The sequence below is a fragment of the Streptomyces sp. NPDC050806 genome, assembly GCF_055586425.1.
Window position 1 is genome coordinate 367,944 of sequence record NZ_JBVJIF010000010.1, and the last position, 16,911, is coordinate 384,854.

Annotated in this window: 19 protein-coding genes; 11 read left to right on the top strand and 8 right to left on the bottom strand. The window is 71.7% G+C overall.

What is annotated here, in order from left to right; all coding sequences use genetic code 11:
* Positions 1-82 precede the first annotated feature (82 nt).
* The gene (locus ACZ6WH_RS31075) at positions 83-850 is read left to right on the top strand and encodes an aminoglycoside adenylyltransferase family protein (RefSeq protein WP_469732480.1); all 768 of its coding nucleotides are present in this window, start codon (positions 83-85) and stop codon (positions 848-850) included.
* On the opposite strand, the gene ACZ6WH_RS31080 is transcribed toward ACZ6WH_RS31075, so the two are convergent.
* Complete coding sequence (locus tag ACZ6WH_RS31080) at positions 822-1,808, bottom strand: DMT family transporter (protein WP_469732482.1); 987 nt, start codon at positions 1,806-1,808, stop codon at positions 822-824. The genes ACZ6WH_RS31075 and ACZ6WH_RS31080 overlap by 29 nt on opposite strands.
* 110 nt (positions 1,809-1,918) lie before the next feature.
* Between ACZ6WH_RS31080 and ACZ6WH_RS31085 the strand changes: the two genes are divergently transcribed.
* The 3 genes from ACZ6WH_RS31085 to ACZ6WH_RS31095 all read left to right on the top strand — a co-directional run bounded on the left by ACZ6WH_RS31085 (position 1,919) and on the right by ACZ6WH_RS31095 (position 6,138).
* Positions 1,919-2,755, top strand: coding sequence for an AraC family ligand binding domain-containing protein (locus tag ACZ6WH_RS31085; RefSeq protein WP_469732484.1), 837 nt, complete (start codon positions 1,919-1,921; stop codon positions 2,753-2,755).
* Positions 2,756-3,121: 366 nt separating this feature from the next.
* Complete coding sequence (proP, locus tag ACZ6WH_RS31090) at positions 3,122-4,651, top strand: glycine betaine/L-proline transporter ProP (protein ID WP_469732485.1); 1,530 nt, start codon at positions 3,122-3,124, stop codon at positions 4,649-4,651.
* A gap of 212 nt (positions 4,652-4,863) precedes the next feature.
* Complete coding sequence (locus tag ACZ6WH_RS31095; RefSeq protein WP_469732487.1) at positions 4,864-6,138, top strand: hypothetical protein; 1,275 nt, start codon at positions 4,864-4,866, stop codon at positions 6,136-6,138.
* A gap of 72 nt (positions 6,139-6,210) precedes the next feature.
* Here ACZ6WH_RS31095 and ACZ6WH_RS31100 read toward each other — a convergent pair whose 3' ends face one another.
* A complete protein-coding gene (locus tag ACZ6WH_RS31100) occupies positions 6,211-6,420 on the bottom strand; it encodes a DUF397 domain-containing protein (RefSeq protein WP_469732489.1) in 210 nt (69 codons plus the stop codon).
* Positions 6,417-7,268 (bottom strand): helix-turn-helix domain-containing protein, encoded by an 852-nt coding sequence (locus ACZ6WH_RS31105; protein WP_469732491.1) that lies wholly within the window; start codon positions 7,266-7,268, stop codon positions 6,417-6,419. Before ACZ6WH_RS31105 ends, ACZ6WH_RS31100 begins: the two co-directional genes overlap by 4 nt.
* Before the next feature lie 173 nt (positions 7,269-7,441).
* Between ACZ6WH_RS31105 and ACZ6WH_RS31110 the strand changes: the two genes are divergently transcribed.
* Positions 7,442-7,921: an ATP-binding protein gene (locus ACZ6WH_RS31110; RefSeq protein WP_469732493.1), complete on the top strand. Its 480-nt coding sequence runs from the start codon at positions 7,442-7,444 to the stop codon at positions 7,919-7,921.
* A gap of 195 nt (positions 7,922-8,116) precedes the next feature.
* A complete protein-coding gene (locus ACZ6WH_RS31115) occupies positions 8,117-8,707 on the top strand; it encodes a hypothetical protein (protein WP_469732495.1) in 591 nt (196 codons plus the stop codon).
* Positions 8,708-8,834: 127 nt separating this feature from the next.
* Here the strand turns inward: ACZ6WH_RS31115 and ACZ6WH_RS31120 are convergent, their stop codons facing one another.
* Both ACZ6WH_RS31120 and ACZ6WH_RS31125 read right to left on the bottom strand, forming a co-directional pair.
* Complete coding sequence (locus tag ACZ6WH_RS31120) at positions 8,835-9,611, bottom strand: class I SAM-dependent methyltransferase (RefSeq protein WP_469732497.1); 777 nt, start codon at positions 9,609-9,611, stop codon at positions 8,835-8,837.
* Positions 9,612-9,757: 146 nt separating this feature from the next.
* The gene (locus tag ACZ6WH_RS31125) at positions 9,758-10,339 is read right to left on the bottom strand and encodes a TerD family protein (RefSeq protein WP_469732499.1); all 582 of its coding nucleotides are present in this window, start codon (positions 10,337-10,339) and stop codon (positions 9,758-9,760) included.
* Positions 10,340-10,512: 173 nt separating this feature from the next.
* Here ACZ6WH_RS31125 and ACZ6WH_RS31130 point away from each other — a divergent pair, with 173 nt between their 5' ends.
* Together ACZ6WH_RS31130 and ACZ6WH_RS31135 are read left to right on the top strand one after the other, a co-directional pair.
* On the top strand, positions 10,513-11,223 hold the full coding sequence (locus ACZ6WH_RS31130; RefSeq protein ID WP_469732501.1) for a ribonuclease H family protein: 711 nt from the start codon (positions 10,513-10,515) through the stop codon (positions 11,221-11,223).
* A 100-nt stretch (positions 11,224-11,323) separates the two neighbouring features.
* Positions 11,324-12,625 (top strand): amidase family protein, encoded by a 1,302-nt coding sequence (locus ACZ6WH_RS31135; RefSeq protein WP_469732503.1) that lies wholly within the window; start codon positions 11,324-11,326, stop codon positions 12,623-12,625.
* Here ACZ6WH_RS31135 and ACZ6WH_RS31140 read toward each other — a convergent pair.
* Positions 12,609-13,451, bottom strand: coding sequence for an alpha/beta fold hydrolase (locus ACZ6WH_RS31140; RefSeq protein WP_469732505.1), 843 nt, complete (start codon positions 13,449-13,451; stop codon positions 12,609-12,611). The two genes, ACZ6WH_RS31135 and ACZ6WH_RS31140, sit on opposite strands and share 17 nt — an antisense overlap.
* A gap of 228 nt (positions 13,452-13,679) precedes the next feature.
* On the opposite strand from ACZ6WH_RS31140, the gene ACZ6WH_RS31145 reads away from it, so the two are divergent.
* Positions 13,680-14,501: an alpha/beta fold hydrolase gene (locus ACZ6WH_RS31145; RefSeq protein ID WP_469732507.1), complete on the top strand. Its 822-nt coding sequence runs from the start codon at positions 13,680-13,682 to the stop codon at positions 14,499-14,501.
* Positions 14,502-14,549: 48 nt separating this feature from the next.
* Here the strand turns inward: ACZ6WH_RS31145 and ACZ6WH_RS31150 are convergent, their stop codons facing one another.
* On the bottom strand, positions 14,550-14,954 hold the full coding sequence (locus tag ACZ6WH_RS31150; protein ID WP_432860501.1) for a four-helix bundle copper-binding protein: 405 nt from the start codon (positions 14,952-14,954) through the stop codon (positions 14,550-14,552).
* Positions 14,955-15,011: 57 nt separating this feature from the next.
* A complete protein-coding gene (locus tag ACZ6WH_RS31155) occupies positions 15,012-15,482 on the bottom strand; it encodes an STAS domain-containing protein (RefSeq protein WP_469732509.1) in 471 nt (156 codons plus the stop codon).
* 177 nt (positions 15,483-15,659) lie between these two features.
* Here ACZ6WH_RS31155 and ACZ6WH_RS31160 point away from each other — a divergent pair, with 177 nt between their 5' ends.
* Together ACZ6WH_RS31160 and ACZ6WH_RS31165 are read left to right on the top strand one after the other, a co-directional pair.
* Positions 15,660-16,112 carry a DUF3662 domain-containing protein gene (locus ACZ6WH_RS31160; protein ID WP_469732511.1) on the top strand — a complete coding sequence of 151 codons (453 nt, stop codon included), beginning with the start codon at positions 15,660-15,662 and terminating at the stop codon, positions 16,110-16,112.
* A 27-nt stretch (positions 16,113-16,139) separates the two neighbouring features.
* Positions 16,140-16,907, top strand: a complete 768-nt coding sequence (locus ACZ6WH_RS31165) for a dienelactone hydrolase family protein (protein WP_469732513.1) — start codon at positions 16,140-16,142, stop codon at positions 16,905-16,907.
* Positions 16,908-16,911 lie beyond the last annotated feature (4 nt).

The window sequence follows — 16,911 nt, forward strand, 5'->3', positions numbered from 1 at the left end:
GCCATGACGTGTGCCCCCGGGATCCGCTCCCAGTCGTCCCGGCACCCAGGCACCGACGCACGAGGAAGGCGGGGAAGCGGCGATGACGCAGACGGACGACACCGTGCGCCTGGTGCGCGAAGTGCTCGGCGCGGACGCCGTCGTGGGAATCTACCTGCACGGTTCCGCCGTGCTTGGCCGCACGCGGCCGTACAGCGATCTCGACCTGCTCGTCGTGTCGCGGCGCCGCATGACGCCGCCGGAACGGCGGGCCCTGACCGACGGCCTGCGGGCGATCTCAGCGCCGACCGATGAGCCCGGCCCCTTGCGGCCCGTCGAACTCACCGTTGTCGCGCAGGGCGACATCCGTCCCTGGCGCTACCCGCCCCGCTGCGATTTCCAGTACGGCGAGTGGCTGCGCGCCGAGTTCGCGCGCGGCCTGCTACCGCGGCCGGCACCGAGCCCCGACCTCGCGCCGCTGATCACGATGGCGCTCCAGGGCAACACACCGCTCACCGGCCCACCGCCGGCCCGCGTACTCGCCCCGGTCCCGCCCGCCGACCTCCGCCGCGCGCTGGTCGCCGGCGTACCGGAACTCCTGGCCGACCTCGAACAGGACACCCGCAACGTCGTCCTGACCCTGGCCCGCATCTGGCATACGCTCGCCACCGGCACCCTCACCACCAAGGACGCGGCAGCCGACTGGGCCCTGACCCGCCTCCCCCCGGAACACCACCCCGTACCCACCCGCGCCCGCGACGTCTACCTGGGCCGCACCCCCGACCACTGGCCCGACCTCCGCCCCCGACTCCACCCGTACGCCACCCGTGTCACCACCGAGATCACTCACTTGACCGGGGGAGACGCGTAGCCGCCGGCTGCTCGGAGGGGGCGCGCTCCAGGGACGTCGGCGTGGATGTCCGGCGCCACGGCAATCGGCCCTGGGTCGCGGCGAGTACGGCGCCGCAGAGCAGGACCGCCGCGCCCGCGGCCTGTGCCGGGGCGAAGGACTCGTCCAGGAAGAGGGTGCCGCAGAGGGTGTTGACCACCGGGACGGTGAACATCATCAGCGAGGCGGAGGCGGGGCCCACCGCGCCCACGCCGCGGTAGTAGAGGAGGTTGGCGACGGCGGCTGCGCCCAGGGCCAGGTACAGCGCGTTCAGCCAGACGCCCGGCGGCAGTTCGGCCCAGCGCACGTCCGGCACGGCGGGCGCGGCGACCAGTCCCAGCAGCACGGCGCCCGCGCAGGTGGCGTACGTCGTGGCGCGCAGTGGGTCGACGCCGGCGAGTACCCGCGGCCCCGCGAGCGTGTACGCGGCCCAGCACGCCGCACTGAGCAGGAACAGTGCGTCCCCCGCGAGCCGTGACGGGCTTCCCCGGTCGCTGCCGCCCGCGCCGAGGAAGAAGACCACCGCTCCGGTGAGCCCGAGCGCCAGCCCCGCCAGCCGCGCCCACGAGGCCCGTTCGCGCTTGGTGACCAGCAGGAACAGGCTGGTGAGTACCGGGCTCATGACGGGGATGAGAATTCCGGCGTCGAGCGAGGGCGCGAGCGAAAGCCCCCAGAAGAACGCGCTGTTGTAGGCGAAGACCCCGAGGACGCCCGCCAGCGCGGCGCGTCGGCCCGCGCCCTTCGGCGCCGCCCGCCGGTCACCCAAGAAGTACAGCGCCACCAGCAGGGCGAGCGCGGCACCGCCGAAGCGCAGCAACGCGGCGACGGAGTGCGGTACGTACGCCACCACCGACTTGGAACTGGCGAAGGCGCTGCCCCACAGCACCATCGTCACCGACAACATCAGATACGGGCTGTGCACGCCCTTCTTCGCTGGCATGCCCCGACTCTGGCGCCCGGCACCCGGCCCCGTCTTGAACGCTGGTGCGCGCCCGGCGGCCGATCCGGCCGGGCGGCCCCGCCGCGCCGGTCACGGGTCATAATGCGGCCATGGCGACGCGCGGCGGCTGGGTGCGGTACTGGCGGGACGGCACCCGTCCCGTGGAGGCGATGCACGCGCACTTCCGCGACCACGTCTACCCGCCGCACAGCCACGACACGTACTCGTTCGGCATCACCGACGCCGGTGCGCAGCGCTTCCGCTGCCGGGGCGGGGCCCACACAAGCGGCGCCGGGATGGTGATGGCGTTCAACCCGGACGAGGTGCACGACGGCCGGGCCGCGGCCGAGCTGGGCTACCAGTACCGCATCGTGCACCTCGGCCCCGCCGTGGTGAGCGACGTGCTCGCCGACGCCACCGACGGCCGGTCCGGCGCCCTCCCGCTCTTCCCGCACCCCGTGCTGACGGACCCGCAGCTCGCGGACGCGCTCGCCCGGCTGCACGCCGCGCTGGCCGGCACCACCGATCCGCTCGTCCGCGACGAGCGGCTGACCGCGGCCGTCATCGCGATGACCCGCCGCGGCACCACCGCGACCCGGCCCGCCGCGTTCGCCGTCCGTACGCCGGCCGACCGGGCACGGCGCCAGGCGGCCCGCCGGGCGCGCGCGTTCCTGGACGAGCGGTACCTGGACCCCGTGCCCGCCGAGCGGCTGGCGGCGGCCGCCGGCTGCAGCCGGTTCGCGCTCTACCGCGCCTTCCGCACCGAATACGGCCTCGCCCCCAGCGACTACCAGCGCCAACTGCGCCTGCGCCGGGCCCGTTCGCTGCTGCGAGCGGGTGCGACCCCGGCCGACGCCGCGGCCGCCGCCGGCTTCGCCGACCAGCCCCACTTCACCCGCTGGTTCCAGCGGGTGTACGGGGTGACCCCGGCCGTCTTCCGCGGCTGACCCGCGAGCGCCGCGGGGCGCGCCCGGGGCCCCGCGCCCGATCGGGTGACGGTGCGTCCGGACCCCTCGATCGCAACCAAGGTCGTTTGCCCGCGTACATGTGGGTAGACGGGGGCCGGTGGGAGCTTACGGTACGCACGGCACGCGAGCTGGCAAACTGTGCCCAGTGGGGCAAAACGGCAATAGGATGACGAAAGCGTGCCAGTCGCTGCGATCATCCACGCTCCGGACGGCACCCGCCCACGCCACCCGACCCGACGACGAGTACGCGGAGCCATGAAACACGGGCAGAACGAACGATCCAGGCAAGCGCGCAAGGGAACGCAGTCCGCCGGGTACGGATCGGGCAGCGTACGGACCGAGCGCATGGTGCGCACGCTGCTCCGCCGACGCAAGAACTCGGTGGATCCCGAGGACGTCACCGTCGTCGACAAACCCCAGGTCAGACGGGCCGTTTCGGCCGCGGCGCTGGGCAACACCATGGAGTGGTTCGACTTCGGCGTCTACGCCTATGTCGCGTCCACCCTCGGCAAGGTCTTCTTTCCCTCCAGCTCGCCCGGCGCGCAGGTCATCTCCACCTTCGCCACGTTCGCCGCGGCCTTCCTGGTGCGGCCGCTCGGCGGCCTGGTCTTCGGGCCGCTGGGTGACCGCATCGGCCGGCAGCGGGTGCTCGCCGCCACCATGATCATGATGGCGATCAGCACCTTCGCGGTGGGTTTCCTGCCGAGTTACAGCGCCATCGGGCTGGCCGCCCCGATACTGCTTCTCCTCTGCCGACTGGTGCAGGGCTTCTCGACCGGCGGCGAGTACGCGGGCGCCACGACGTACATCGCGGAGTACTCACCCGACCGCAAGCGCGGCTTCCTCGGCAGCTGGCTCGACTTCGGCACGTTCGTCGGCTACTCGCTCGGCTCCAGCCTCGTCACCGTCCTGACCGCCGTGCTCAGCGACGAGCAGATGCTCTCCTGGGGCTGGCGCATCCCCTTCTACGTCGCCGGGCCGCTCGGCCTGATCGGCCTCTACATGCGGATGAAGCTGGAGGAGACCCCGGCCTTCCAGGAGGTCGAGGCCAAGCACAAGGCGGCGGCCGAGCAGGGCGGCTCCCCGGACGAGGACCCGGTCGAACAGGCCCGGATGTCCGGCAAGGGCCGTCTGAAGGAGCTGTTCACCCACCACTGGGAGGCCATGCTCATCTGCATGGGCCTGGTGCTGCTCTACAACGTGACCAACTACATGGTCACCTCCTACCTGCCCACCTACATGACCAGCACCCTCGGCGAACCGAGCCTGACCGCCCAGCTGCTCGTCCTCGGCACGATGGTCCTGGTCGTCCTGACGATCACCACCGTCGGACGGTACTCGGACCGTTTCGGACGCCGGCCGATGTTCCTGTGGGCGGGCGCGGCGATGGTGGTCCTGGCCATCCCGGCGTTCCTGCTCATCAAGCAGGGCGGCATCCTGTTCCCGGCCCTGGGCTGCGTCATCCTCGGCCTGCTGCTCGTCTGCTTCGCGGGGACGAGCGCGTCCACCCTGCCCGCGCTCTTCCCCACGCACCTGCGGTACGGCGGTCTCTCCGTCGCCTTCAACGTCTCCGTCTCGATCTTCGGCGGTACGACCCCGCTGGTCGCCTCGGCGCTGGTGGAGTCCACGGGCGACAAGATGGTGCCCGCTTACTACTTGATGGCGGCGGGCGTCATCGGCGTCATCTCGGCGTTCTTCCTGCACGAAACGGCGGGCAAGCCGCTGCGCGGCTCCTCGCACATGGTCGAGGACGAACTTCAGGCCCGCCAGCTGGTCGCCCGCAGCCGTACCCGCGCGGGCCGCCGCGCCCGCGACGTCTGGATCGGTCTCCGGCACGGCCGCCTGCCGCGGCACCACGAGCGGAAGGACGAATAGCCCCACAATTCCGGAAGAAACCCGCGCTTCCGGGAAAGCCCTACGGTTCCGCCGCTCCTGTGCCCGCCGGTCCTTACCCGACCGGCGGGCACGGATGTACTTGAGGGCAGAGTGTGTCCGGCGGAGCGGCCGGGCGGGGCGGGCGACCGGTCAGGGGCCTACGGTGGCCACTGGGGCCGCGGCGGCCGGACGGGACGCCGTGGCCGGATCGCATGCACCAGCAGGAAAGCGAGTGGGGTTTGGTTACGCGGCGGCGTCTTCTGGCACTGGCGGGCGGGGCTCTTGTGGTCGCGGGGTGCTCGTCGGGTGAAAAACAGTCCGCGGGGAAGGAAGGCCGTGACGTCGCCGGCAGCGACGTCACCGGGAAGGCCGCCGCAGGGGGAGGCGCCGGCGGCCCGGCCGGCATCCTGGGGGCGAACTTCAACGAGGACCCCGACAGCGTGACGTTCGACGAGCTGAGCGAGCTCTCCGCGAGCTGGCTCCGGGGCTTCGTCCCGATGCCCGAGGTCGAGGACGACGCCTCCCAGCAGCGCGCCGTCAAGAAGCTGCTGGACGCCCACCGGCAGAAGTACGGCACAGTGCTCTCCCTGAAGTTCCCGTACAACAACCGGCCCCTGCCGCGGCCGGACTCCCCGGCCATGGCCGCGGAGCTGGACCGGGTCGACAAGGTCCTGCACGCCGTCCTCGACTCCGTCGACGTGCTGGCCATCGGCAACGAGCCGTTCATCGAGAGTCTTCAGCCGGACCGCGACTCGGGCGCGCTCAACGCGTTCTACGAGAAGGTCGCCGCGCACGTCATCGCGTACCGCAAGAAGCACTTCCCCAAGGGCTGCCGGACGCACCTCTACATGGGTGCGCTCAACTTCCTCGACCAGCCGGACAAGCGGACGAAGGCCACCGAGCGCTGGCTGTCCTACACGCGCGACACCCCGGAGATCGAGGGAGTGGACATCCACCCCCACGTGGCCGGGCCCGAGAACGTGCAGGCGTACCTCGACTATGTGCTGCCCCGGATGCGCAAGGAGCAGAAGTTCCTGGTCACCGAGTTCTCCCTGGTGAAGCTGTGGGAGCAGCACATGAAGGACGTTGTGCCCGCCCCGTACGCGCGCCGCTACGGCCTGCCGCAGGACACCCGCGTGTGGCAGGTGATCAAGCAGGCCATCGAACACCCCGTACCGGCGGACCAGTGGAGGGACTTCCTCGCCATGAGCCCCTGGTTCGAGAACCACAAGCACTTCCTGCAGAACCAGGTGCGCCGCTTCCGGGACACCGGGCGCCTCGCCGTGGCCACGTACGGCGTCACCCAGGCCAGGGCCATGACGGAGAACTTCGGGCCGGACAAGCAGCCCTGGCTGCTGAACAGCCTCTACGCCAACCGCACCGTCGAGAACCCGGGCGGCGGCCTGCCGGCCCACGGGTACGGGTTCTTCGACGACTTCAAGGACCTCCAGCGGCCGCAGGACCGCAGGCCGGTCAAGAAGTCCTGACGCGCACGAACGCGGCGCCCCGCCACCGGATCATTGCCGGAGGCGGGGCGCCGCCCGCTGTGCGGTGCGCGGTCAGCCCCGCGCCGCGAACTCCACGAAGGCCGCCCATCCGGCCGGGGCTATGGACAACACAGGCCCCGCCTCGTCCTTCGAATCACGGATGCGGACCATGTCCGCGCTCTGCGCCACCTCTACGCATTCGCCGCCCGAGCCGGTGCTGTAGCTGCTCTTGCACCAGGCCGACTCGCGCCGTGCCGACTGTCCGGTCTCTTTGACGTTCATGCTTCTCCCAGCAAGTTCTCGACGAAGGCCAGCGATTCGCGGGGTGGGAGCGCCTGTGCCCGGAGGATGCCGTACTGCTCCTCGATCTCCCGGACCGACGTCCGATCGGTGTAGAGGCGGCTGTCCTTGTAGGCCTCCACGTACGCGATCCTCTGCCCTTCCCCCGTCTCGATCAAGGTGAAGGGACCTTCGAGCCCAGCGTGCTCTTCACGCTCGATCGGCATGACCTGGATTTCGACGTTGCGGCGATGCCCATGCATCAGGACCTGTTCCAGTTGTCCCCGCATAACAGAACGTCCCCCCAGAGGACGCCGCAATACGAACTCCTCAACGACAAAGCTGATGGTGGGCAGCGGCAAGCGGGAGAAGATCTCTTGGCGTGCCAGCCGCGCCGCGACCCGCTGGGCCACGGTTGCCTCGTCGAGCAGCGGTCGCCACATGGCGAACACCGCACGCGCGTATTCCTCCGTCTGAAGCAGGCCAGGAACGGCCTTGGTCGCGTACACATGGAGGGCAACCGCTCTCGCCTCCAACCGCGCCGCATCGCGGAAGAACGCCGGGTACTGCGCCCGCGCGATCTCCTCCTTGCCGGCCTTCAGTACGCCGCCCGCGTCCAGTACGTCGTCCACCGTGTCGATGAACTTCGGCGGCGGGATGCGGCGGCCCTGCTCGAACGAGGCGATCGTGGACGCGGAGTACCCCGTCAGCGCTCCGAGCCGGGACCGCTCCATCCCCGCACGCAGACGGCACAGTTTGAGCTGCTGCCCGAAGACGTGCAGCGTGCCTGAGCCGGGTCCGTACTCGTGCTCGCCTCCGTCCTCTTGCCCGGACGGCTGCCGATCGTCCATGTGCCGGTACCTCCCGCACCGCTGCCGCATCCCGCACTCGTACGCCCCAACGCCACGCTCCGCGTCGAGGCACGCGTCGTGCCGCGTACAAGACCTGCGCCGACGCGTACAACCCGTGCCCGTCGGCGCGTCCCTGCTGGTCACCGTACGCACACGCCGGGAGGGTCTTCCGCATGAACGGAGCGATTCCTCCTTACGTGACAGCGGGACAGCAACCCGCAGCCGGCGAGCGTGACTTCGGTATGCGGTTCACCTCCACTCCTCGAGGCGCACGCCTCGCACGGCGGCTCGTCTCGCACCGGCTCGACGACTGGGGGCACCCGTACGACTCGACGGCCAACGAGGTGGTGACCCTCATCGCCGCCGAGCTGGCAGCGAACGCCGTGCGGCACGGACACGTACCGGGGAGGGACTTCCACCTTCGGCTCACCGAAGAGTGCGGCAACAGGCTGCGTGTCGAGGTGACCGATACCCGCGGTGAGCGGATGCCCGATCCGGTCGCCCCGGTCGTCGGCGGTGTGGCCGAGGCCCCCGCGGACGCCGAGTCCGGTCGGGGGCTGCTCCTGGTCACGGCGCTGTCCGACGCCTGGGGGATGCGGCCGCGCACCGGGGCGCCGGGGAAGACGGTATGGGCGCGGTACCGCGCTCGCTGACCGGTCGTGCGCCTGATGCGCGCCCTTGTCGGACGTCTCGGCATATGCCAAACAGGAAGTGGCGGGAACGGTGAGCCGATGGGGGAGGGACGTGCCATGTCGTACGCGCGGAGCCAGGGCGGTGCACGGGGTCACGACGGCGGGGGGCAGCGGGGAGACGGCCGGGGTGGCAGTGGTGGGGAGCACGGCGGCTCCGTGCCCTCGTCATGGGCCCGGCGCTGTTTCGGCGAAGCCGCTGCCCCTCTCGCCGCGGCCGTACCTGAGCGGCTGCTCCGGGCCCACGAGCGGGCCCTCGCCGCGCATCTCGGGGCGGGGCTGAAGCGGCGCGGCCCGTACGGGCGGACCCTGCTGGAGGCCGCGCGCGAAGAGCTTGCCGAGGGCGCTCAGGCCCTGGGCGGGGACGCCCGCGAGCTGCACGGATACACGTACGCCGTGCTCAACGACCACGTGCTGTTCCCGTACAAGTACGCGGACCGGCCGCTTCCGCTGGGCCGGGCGCGGATGCCCCACGCCTCCATGACCCGGCAGCGGCTGTACCACGCGCACGGCCCTGAGGGGCAGGAGGGGCTGTTCCCGTTGGACGAGGAACTGACCAGCGAGGAGTACGAGCAACTGCACGAGGCGTTCGAGGAGCTGGGGCGGACGGCCCGGCTGGTGTCCGTGTTCTTCACGGCCGATCCGGAGGGCGGCATACACGCCGTCCACTGGGGCAGTGCCCGGCTGGAACCGGATCACACCTTTGCATGGGACCACTCGGAACAGCTGGATATTCCTGCCCGGACCTAGCTCCGGAACCAGTGCACCACCACAGCCTGCCGGAACGGCCCGCGACCCCGCGAGCCGCGCGGAGTGCCGATGGTGCGGCGGTATGCCAACGGGGGCAAGGGCAGGCTTGGACAGCGCCGCGGGCCCGTCAGGACGCGGTGACGCGGATCTTGGACTGGCCGTGCCGGCGGGTCTCCCAGTCGTCCATGAAGCGGGCCGTGAGGCCGTGCCGTGCGGCGAGGTCGACGAGGGTCTCGGTGCGGTAGTAGAAGTCCTCGCGCAGGACGTGGTGTTCGGCCCCGGTGGTGCGGTCGAAGGTGAAGTCGAAGAAGCCGCCGGGGGCGAGCACCCGTCCCACGTGTGCCAGGCATTCGTCGATGACCTCTATCGGCGAGTGCGAGAAGACGCTGTGGGCGTGCACGACGTCGAAGTGCGCGTCGGGCAGGAAGTCCAGGGTCAGGTTCTGCGTGATGGTCAGGTGCGGGAGCTTGGCCTGGAGGCCCTGCGTGGTCAGTGTCTGCTTGGCGGCGACGAGGATGTCGGGGGAGATGTCGATGCCGTAGTAGTTGCCGGCGTCGAGGTACTCGATGAAGTGCCAGCCGGCGCGGAGGTTGCCGCAGCCGATGTCGAGCATGCGGGACTCCGGCTTCAGCCCGTGCTCGCGGAGGTAGTCGAACTGCATGCGGCCGAGCGCGAGCCAGCGGTCGTGGGTCTGGCTGCCGACGGCGGCCTCGGGGTTGCGCCGGGTGTCGGACGCCATGACCGCCCGGTAGTAGCCGACGTGGTCGGGGTGCTTGAAGGCCAGCCAGCGGTCCCGGGCCGCCCGCTTGACGTACGGGGCGATGCGTTGCGGATGGCCGACGGCGTAGCGCACCTTGTGGGCGAGGGCGGCGCGGTTGGCGACCAGGTTCTTCTTCGAAGCCATGTGGTGTTCTCCAACGTGAGGCGGGTTCGCCGGATGCCGGGGACTATACATGGCACGTATACATTCGGTGTATAGATGGGTGGAGTGAGGCGCGGTGCGGGTGGCGTGCGGACGGTGGGGGCCTCGCGCGGCCCCCACCGGGCAGGTCAGAGCAGGCGGCTGATGGACGGCATCAGGTCCTGGAAGGTGCGGCCGGTGGCGGGCTCGCCGAGGGCGGTCATCTGCCAGGTGGTGCCGGAGCGGTACACCTTGGCCATGATCTGGGCGGTGTGCCGGCCGCCGCCGGTGAGCGTGTAGCGGGCCAGCTCCTCCCCGGTGGACTCGTCGATGAGGCGGCAGTAGGCGTTCTGCACCTCTTCGAAGGTCTGGCCGGTGAAGGAGTTCACCGTGAAGAAGATCTGGTCGACATTGGCCGGAACCCGCCGCAGATCGACCGCGATGGACTCGTCGTCGCCCTGGCCCGTGCCGCCGACGAGGTTGTCCCCGCTGTGCTGGACCGAACCGTCGTTGCTGGTCAGGTGCTGGAAGAAGACGACGTCGACGCCCTGCCCCGCGGCGAAGAGCACCGCCGAGGCGTCCAGGTCGATCTCCCGGGCGCCGGCCAGCTTCGCGAAGAAGCCCTTGCGCTGGGCCGCCTGCCAGCCCAGCCCCATGCGTACCGTGCTGAGCGTGCCGCCGTCGGACTTGCTCAGGCTGATCTGCTGGCCCTTGTTCAGGTTCACGGACATTCGGAGAAGCCTCGCTCGTGTCGGGGTCCCGGCGGTGGGTGGAGCCGGGTGCGAATCTACAGCAGTGTAGAGATCCGGAATCGGCGCCCCAGCCGTTGTCGTACCCCATCGTCCCCCACGGCATCCGGGAGGCCCTGGCGCACGGCACCCCGCCGGACTGGGATGATCGGGGCATGGCTGAACGTGTGATCGCCGCGTGTGACGGGGCGTCGAAAGGAAATCCCGGCCCGGCCGGCTGGGGCTGGGTCATCGCCGACGCGGCGGGCGAACCCGCCCGCTGGGAGGCGGGCCCGCTGGGCACGGCGACCAACAACGTCGCCGAACTCACCGCCCTGGAGCGGCTGTTGACGGCGGTCGACCCGGATGTCCCGCTGGAGGTCCGGATGGACTCCCAGTACGCGATGAAGGCGGTCACCACCTGGCTGCCCGGCTGGAAGCGCAAGGGCTGGAAGACGTCCGCCGGCAAGCCGGTCGCCAACCAGGAGCTGGTCGTCCGCATCGACGCGCTGCTCACGGGCCGCTCGGTGGACTTCCAGTACGTGCCCGCCCACCAGGTCGACGGCGACGTCCTGAACGACTTCGCCGACCGGGCCGCCAGCCAGGCCGCCACCGCACAGCAGCCCGCCGGCAGCGAGCACGGCTCCCCGCACCCGCCGCCCGCCCCCGCCTCGACCCGCCGCGCCGCCGGCCCGAAGTCCTCCGGTGCGGGCGCGAAGACCTCCGCGGGCGCGTCGAAGCGGCGCGGCTCGACCGCTCGTACGCTCAAGGCCAAGTTCCCGGGCCGCTGCCGCTGCGGGCGCGCTTACACGGCCGGCGAGTCCATCGCGAAGAATTCCGAGGGCTGGGGCCACCCGGCCTGCCGCACCGCGGCGGCGGAGGGGTAGCGGAGAGACAGCGGCGCCGGCCTGCCGGCGGCCGGGACGGCGGGTGACGCCCCCCCGTGGGCGACAGCCCGGACAACTTCGGAGATCCAGGGGGCCCGTCATGTCGAACAAGAACGTCGGTGGACCGTCCGCCGGGCCGCGGCCCGGCCGGGACGGCGATGCGTCGCTCACCGCCGCCGGGATCGCCTCGGCCGTACGGGCAGGGGAGCTCACCGCCGTCGAGGCGGTCACGGCCGCGCTCGCCCGGACCGCGGAGATCGAGCCGGAGCTGCACGCCTTCCACGAGGTGTGGGGCGAAGCGGCGCTGGAGCGGGCGGCGGAGGTCGACCGGCTGGTCGCCGCCGGGGCGGAGCTGCCCCTCGCGGGGGTGCCGATAGGGGTCAAGGGCGTGCGCGGCGCGCGGGCCGCGGCGGCACGGGCGCTGGTGGCGGCCGGCTGCGTGCCGCTCGGGGCGACGTCCGTACCGGGGCCCGGCACCCCGTGGCAGACCTGGGGGCTGGGCGGGGGCGGACGGACCCGTAACCCGTGGCGCGCCGACCGGACGCCCGGCGGCTCGTCGGCCGGTTCCGCCGCTGCGGTCGCGGCCGGTCTCGTGCCGCTGGCCACGGGCAGCGACGGCGCGGGCTCGGTGCGCATCCCGGCCGCCTGGTGCGGGGTCTTCGGGCTGAAGGTCACCAACGGCCTGCTGCCCTCGCCGGACCGTACGGGCCTCGCAGCGCCCGGCGTGCTCGCCCGGTCCGCGGCGGACATGGCGGCTTTCTGGCGCGTGGTGTGCGGCGCGGGCGGCCCGGCCGGCGCCGAGCGGCCTCCGGGCCCGGATGCGGCACCCGGTCCGCACGCAGTGCCCGGCCCGAATGCGCTGTCCGGCCCGGCGGGCGCGGCGCTGCCCCTCGCCGCCGTCTGGTCGGACGACCTGGGGTTCGCGCGGCCGGACCGGGAGCCGGCGGCGATCGCCCGCCGGGCGGCCGAGCGGCTCGCCGAGGCGGGCGTCGTCCGCTTCGTGACGGACGAGCCCGTCCGGCTGGCCGACCCGGGGGCCGCCTGGCAGGCGTTGCGGACCCCCGGCGCCGACCCGGCCGCGGCGGAGCGGGTACGGGCGGACAACGACCGGCGGCTCGCCGCGCTCTTCGCCCGCGTGCCGCTCCTGCTCACGCCCGCCACCCCGAATCCGCCGCACGGTCACGAAGGGCCGGGGGAGCGCTACAGCACCGCACTGACCTGGGCGTTCAACCTCAGCGGGCATCCGGCGGCGAGCATCCCGGCGGGGTTCGGCGCGGACGGCTGCCCGGTGGGCCTCCAGGTCGTGGCCCCGCACGGGGCCGAGCCCCTGCTGCTGGCCGTCGCCGAGGCGGCCGAGCGGGCCGCCGGACTGTGCGCCCCGAGCGTCACGCCGGCGCGCTGAGGAAGTCGAGCAGGGCGGAGTAGAGCCGTACCGGCGCGTCGAGGGGCACCAGATGCCCGGCGTCCGGGATCAGTTCGAGCCGTGCTCCCGGAATCGCCGCCGCCAGTTCGTGTGCCTTGGCCACCGGGATCCAGGTGTCCTCGGTGCCCCAGCAGACGGTGACGGGGAGATCGATGCCGGGGTACTTGTCCTGGATCTCGTCGGTGTACCGCTGGTCCGCCTGGGCGATCTGCCGGTAGAAGGCCGCTTGGCCCGCCTCGTCGGACCAGGGGCGGGCCAGCTCCTCGGCCACGTCGTCGCGCAGCCCCCGGTGGCTCGCCGAGCGGAGGTACTCCCGTACCAGCCCGAGGTGGAGTGCGGGCGGCAGCTGCTCGAAGACCGGGGAGTGCTCACCGGCCAGCCGGAAGAACGAGGAGCCCCAGGGCGCGAGCGCCACCGGGTCGACCAGGGCCAGCCGGCGGTAGGGGACTCCGTGCAGCAGGTGGGCCCGGAGGGACACGGCCCCGCCGAAGTCGTGCGCGACGACGGACGGCCGGGACAGCCGCCAGTGCTCCAGCAGTTCCGTGAAGACCCGGCCCTGGGCCGCCAGCGAGACGTCCTGCCCCTGCCGCTTCTCCGACGCGCCGTAGCCGGGCATGTCCCAGACGAACACCTGGTACCGCCGTGCCAGCGCGGGCGCGATCTCCCGCCAGACGTACGAGGAGAAGGGCGTGCCGTGCAGGAGCACCACCGGCTCGGCGTCCTCCGGGCCGAGCCGTTCCCAGCGCACCGTGCCGGCGGTGCTCCGGAAGGTCCTGCTCAACTGCCAGGTGCGGGTCTCGGACAACGGACCGGTCCTTTCGCGCGGGGGCGGACGGGGACGGACGAGCCCTCGGGCCGCCGGATCCTTGCTAAGGAGTGTAATTCATTTTACTCCTTACTTGTAGCGGTCCGGGCCGGTGGCGTAGGCAAAGTACGCCGCGTGTTCCGCCGCCGGGCAGTGGGCGGCGGGCGCCCCGGCCCTCTAGGTTCGGTCCCGCGGCGCACGGCAGTGGACCGACAACAGGAGGTCGTCATGGGGACGTTCACAACGGCGGACGGCACCGAGATCTTCTACAAGGACTGGGGCAGCGGACGCCCCGTCGTCTTCAGCCACGGCTGGCCGCTCAACGCGGACGCCTGGGACCCGCAGTTGCGCCTGGTGGCCGAGCACGGCTACCGCGCCCTCGCGCACGACCGCCGCGGCCACGGGCGCTCCGGGCAGCCGTGGCAGGGCAACGACATGGACACCTACGCGGACGACCTGGCCCGGCTCCTCGAAATCCTCAACCTGCGCGACGTGGTCCTGGTCGGGCACTCGACGGGCGGCGGGGAAGTGGTGCGCTACCTCGGGCGGCACGGTTCGGCGAGGGTCGCCAAGCTCGTACTGCTCGGCGCCGTACCGCCGTTGATGCTCCGCACGGAGGCCAACCCGGAGGGCACGCCGGGCGAGGTGTTCGACTCCCTCCGTGAAGGGGTGCTGCACAACCGGTCGCAGTTCTACCAGGACCTGAGCGCGCCCTTCTACGGTGCGAACCGGCCGGGCGCGGACGTCCCGCAGGGCACGCGGGACGCGTTCTGGCTGATGAGCATGCAGGTCGGGATGAAGGCCGCGCACGACTGCGTGGAGCAGTTCTCCGCGACGGACTTCACGGAGGATCTGCGCGGCATCGACGTACCCACGCTCATCGCCCACGGGGAGGACGACCAGATCGTGCCCATCGGGGCCGCGGCACACAAGGCGGCCCCGATGGTGAAGGACGCGGTGCTGAAGGTCTACCCCGGTGCGCCGCACGGCCTGACCGGTGAATACGAGGAGACCTTCGACCGCGACCTGCTCGCCTTCCTCAAGGACTGAGGCCCGGGGGCGGCGGCTCGGGGGCCGGGGGCGCAACGGCCGGCGGCCTCAGCCGGGGAGCGTACCGAGCAGGCGGCGGCACATCTCGGCGCAGCGGCGGGTGGTCTCCGCGCAGATGCGGCAGTGTGCGTGGTGGCCGGCCTGCGCACCGCACACTTCGTTGCTGCGCTCGCACGCCACCACGCAAGCCTCCAGCTGCGTGCGGACCAGGGTGTCGTCGGGGCCGCCGCTCCGCGTCAGTACCCGGCGGGTCGTCCCGGCGACGTCGGCGCAGTCCAGGTCACGGCCGATGCCGGACGTCTGCGCGGCGTCGGACCCCGCCAGCATGCCCGTCGCGCATGCCATGACGGCCTCTTCGCACTCCTGGAGGACATCGACGGCATCGGCGAGGACGGCACTGTCGAACCCGCCCTTGGCGGCCATCGTGTCGAACAGTTCGCGGGTCTGGAGCATGGCCCCCTCCTCGGTTCGTGCCGGGGCGGCCGACTCCTGCGGTCCTGCGGAGCCGCCTCAGCCTGCCTCCACGCTAGACCCGTGGCGCGTCACCGGAGCCCCGCTCGCGGCAGATTCCGAGTGGCCGCCGGGAAGTCGGTGCCGGCCGGATGGTGGAGGCCATGCGGGGCGCTGCTCCGGGGGCAGGGTCGCCAGGGCCCGCTCGACGGTGGGGAAGGTGCGCAGCAGGGTGCCGGTCAGCTGCAGGACGCGGGCGACGTTGGGACGCACCCTCGCCAGCAGCAGCCTGCCCTGCCGCCGCTCCAGCAGCCATTCGACGCTGAGCAGGCAGTTCAGCCCGCGCGAGTCGCAGAAGGTGAGCGCGGAGCAGTCCAGGACGGCATGGCGGTGCCCGCGGCCCAGGAAGGCGCCGACGGACGCGCGGAACGGCTGCTCGGTAAAGTGATCGAGCTCGCCGCTGATCTGCAGGACCACGCAGTCGTCACCGGAGGCGAGCGCGGTCATCTCCAAGCCGTCGGGGAGCGGCATCTGACTACCTCATCGTGCGGGGGAGTTGTGAGCTACTCTCACGTTGCTGACAGTAGCGGGTCTTGTTCTTGGAAAGCGTGTGATTTCCTGCCAAGCGTGGTAATGGCCGGAATGATGCGCACGGTGATCGGCCAGTGACTCCGCGGGTTTCGTCCGGCGGCACCGTTTCCGGCCCGCATGAGGGATTTCATCCAGGGCACCCGACACCCCATGGGATTGCTCACGCAATGGGAAGACGCGGTGGAGCACTGGGAGCACACGCTGGTCAACAGGGTGTTCCGCAGTGATCCGGTGCAGCTGGTCGACGCGCTGCAACGCGAGTGCGACGATCACGCCGTCGTCTGCAGCGAGAACCGGATATTGGTGCCCAACGCCTACGACGTCGAACTCGCCCCGTACGTCCACGAAAGACTCGGCGAACGGGACGAGGTCGTCGCGCAGACGCTGACCGACACGCTGGCCCGGCACGCCGCGGAACGCGGCTACGAGTGGGCGGGCCCGCTCACCGTCCATGTGGCCGAGTCGGGCCACTCGCTGCCCAACGGGCGCTACCGCATAACCAGCCAAGCCTTGCCGAACATCCCCCCGGATGCGTTCCACGACCCACCATCGGTGCATGATGCATCTTGACGATGCAGGTCCCGGTGAGGAGAGAACGTGGCAGTGAAGACGGAATCCAGGTCGGTGACGATCGCTACCCCCGACGGCTCGTGCGACGCCTTCGTCGCGCGCCCGGCGGGGGACGGCCCGCACCCCGCGGTGCTGTTCTACATGGACGCCATCGGCCTGCGTCCGGTGTTGGAGGACATGGCCCGCGAGCTGGCCTCCCACGGGTACTACGTACTGGTGCCCAACCTCTTCTACCGCAGCGGCCCGGCGCCCGTGGTGGAGGTGGGCGACCTCTCGACCCCGGAGCGCCGGGCGGAGTTCTTCGGGAAGGTCATGCCGCTGGTCCACGCGCTGACGCCGGACTTGGCGCTGCGCGACGCCGAGAGCTACCTCGGCTTCCTGGCCGCCCAGGACCAGGTCGGCAGCGGCCCGGTGGGGCTGACGGGCTACTGCATGGGCGGGGTGCTCTCCCTGCGCACCGCGGCGCGGTTCCCCGACCGGGTGGCCGCGGCGGCGAGCTTCCACGGCGGCCACCTCGCCACGGAGGCGCCGGACAGCCCGCACCGGTCGGCCGGTGACGTCCGCGCCGAGCTGTACTTCGGGCACGCCTCCGAGGACGACTCCATGAACGCCGAGCACATCTCCCGGCTGGAGACCGCGCTCGACGCCGCTGGCGTGACGTACCGCTCCGAGGTGTACCCGGACACCGTCCACGGCTTCACCATGTCCGACACCGCCGCGTACAGCGAGGCGGGCCTGGCCCGGCACTGGGAAGCGCTGCTGGACCTCTTCGCCCGTACGCTGAAGCAGGCCTGACGAT

Coding starts and splice junctions, on each gene's coding strand:
- ACZ6WH_RS31075 (WP_469732480.1), top strand. CDS start 83: ATGACGCAGACGGACGACACCGTGCGCCTGGTGCGCGAAGTGCTCGGC.
- ACZ6WH_RS31080 (WP_469732482.1), bottom strand. CDS start 1,808: ATGCCAGCGAAGAAGGGCGTGCACAGCCCGTATCTGATGTTGTCGGTG.
- ACZ6WH_RS31085 (WP_469732484.1), top strand. CDS start 1,919: ATGGCGACGCGCGGCGGCTGGGTGCGGTACTGGCGGGACGGCACCCGT.
- proP (WP_469732485.1), top strand. CDS start 3,122: ATGGTGCGCACGCTGCTCCGCCGACGCAAGAACTCGGTGGATCCCGAG.
- ACZ6WH_RS31095 (WP_469732487.1), top strand. CDS start 4,864: ATGCACCAGCAGGAAAGCGAGTGGGGTTTGGTTACGCGGCGGCGTCTT.
- ACZ6WH_RS31100 (WP_469732489.1), bottom strand. CDS start 6,420: ATGAACGTCAAAGAGACCGGACAGTCGGCACGGCGCGAGTCGGCCTGG.
- ACZ6WH_RS31105 (WP_469732491.1), bottom strand. CDS start 7,268: ATGGACGATCGGCAGCCGTCCGGGCAAGAGGACGGAGGCGAGCACGAG.
- ACZ6WH_RS31110 (WP_469732493.1), top strand. CDS start 7,442: ATGAACGGAGCGATTCCTCCTTACGTGACAGCGGGACAGCAACCCGCA.
- ACZ6WH_RS31120 (WP_469732497.1), bottom strand. CDS start 9,611: ATGGCTTCGAAGAAGAACCTGGTCGCCAACCGCGCCGCCCTCGCCCAC.
- ACZ6WH_RS31125 (WP_469732499.1), bottom strand. CDS start 10,339: ATGTCCGTGAACCTGAACAAGGGCCAGCAGATCAGCCTGAGCAAGTCC.
- ACZ6WH_RS31130 (WP_469732501.1), top strand. CDS start 10,513: ATGGCTGAACGTGTGATCGCCGCGTGTGACGGGGCGTCGAAAGGAAAT.
- ACZ6WH_RS31135 (WP_469732503.1), top strand. CDS start 11,324: ATGTCGAACAAGAACGTCGGTGGACCGTCCGCCGGGCCGCGGCCCGGC.
- ACZ6WH_RS31145 (WP_469732507.1), top strand. CDS start 13,680: ATGGGGACGTTCACAACGGCGGACGGCACCGAGATCTTCTACAAGGAC.
- ACZ6WH_RS31150 (WP_432860501.1), bottom strand. CDS start 14,954: ATGCTCCAGACCCGCGAACTGTTCGACACGATGGCCGCCAAGGGCGGG.
- ACZ6WH_RS31155 (WP_469732509.1), bottom strand. CDS start 15,482: ATGCCGCTCCCCGACGGCTTGGAGATGACCGCGCTCGCCTCCGGTGAC.
- ACZ6WH_RS31160 (WP_469732511.1), top strand. CDS start 15,660: ATGAGGGATTTCATCCAGGGCACCCGACACCCCATGGGATTGCTCACG.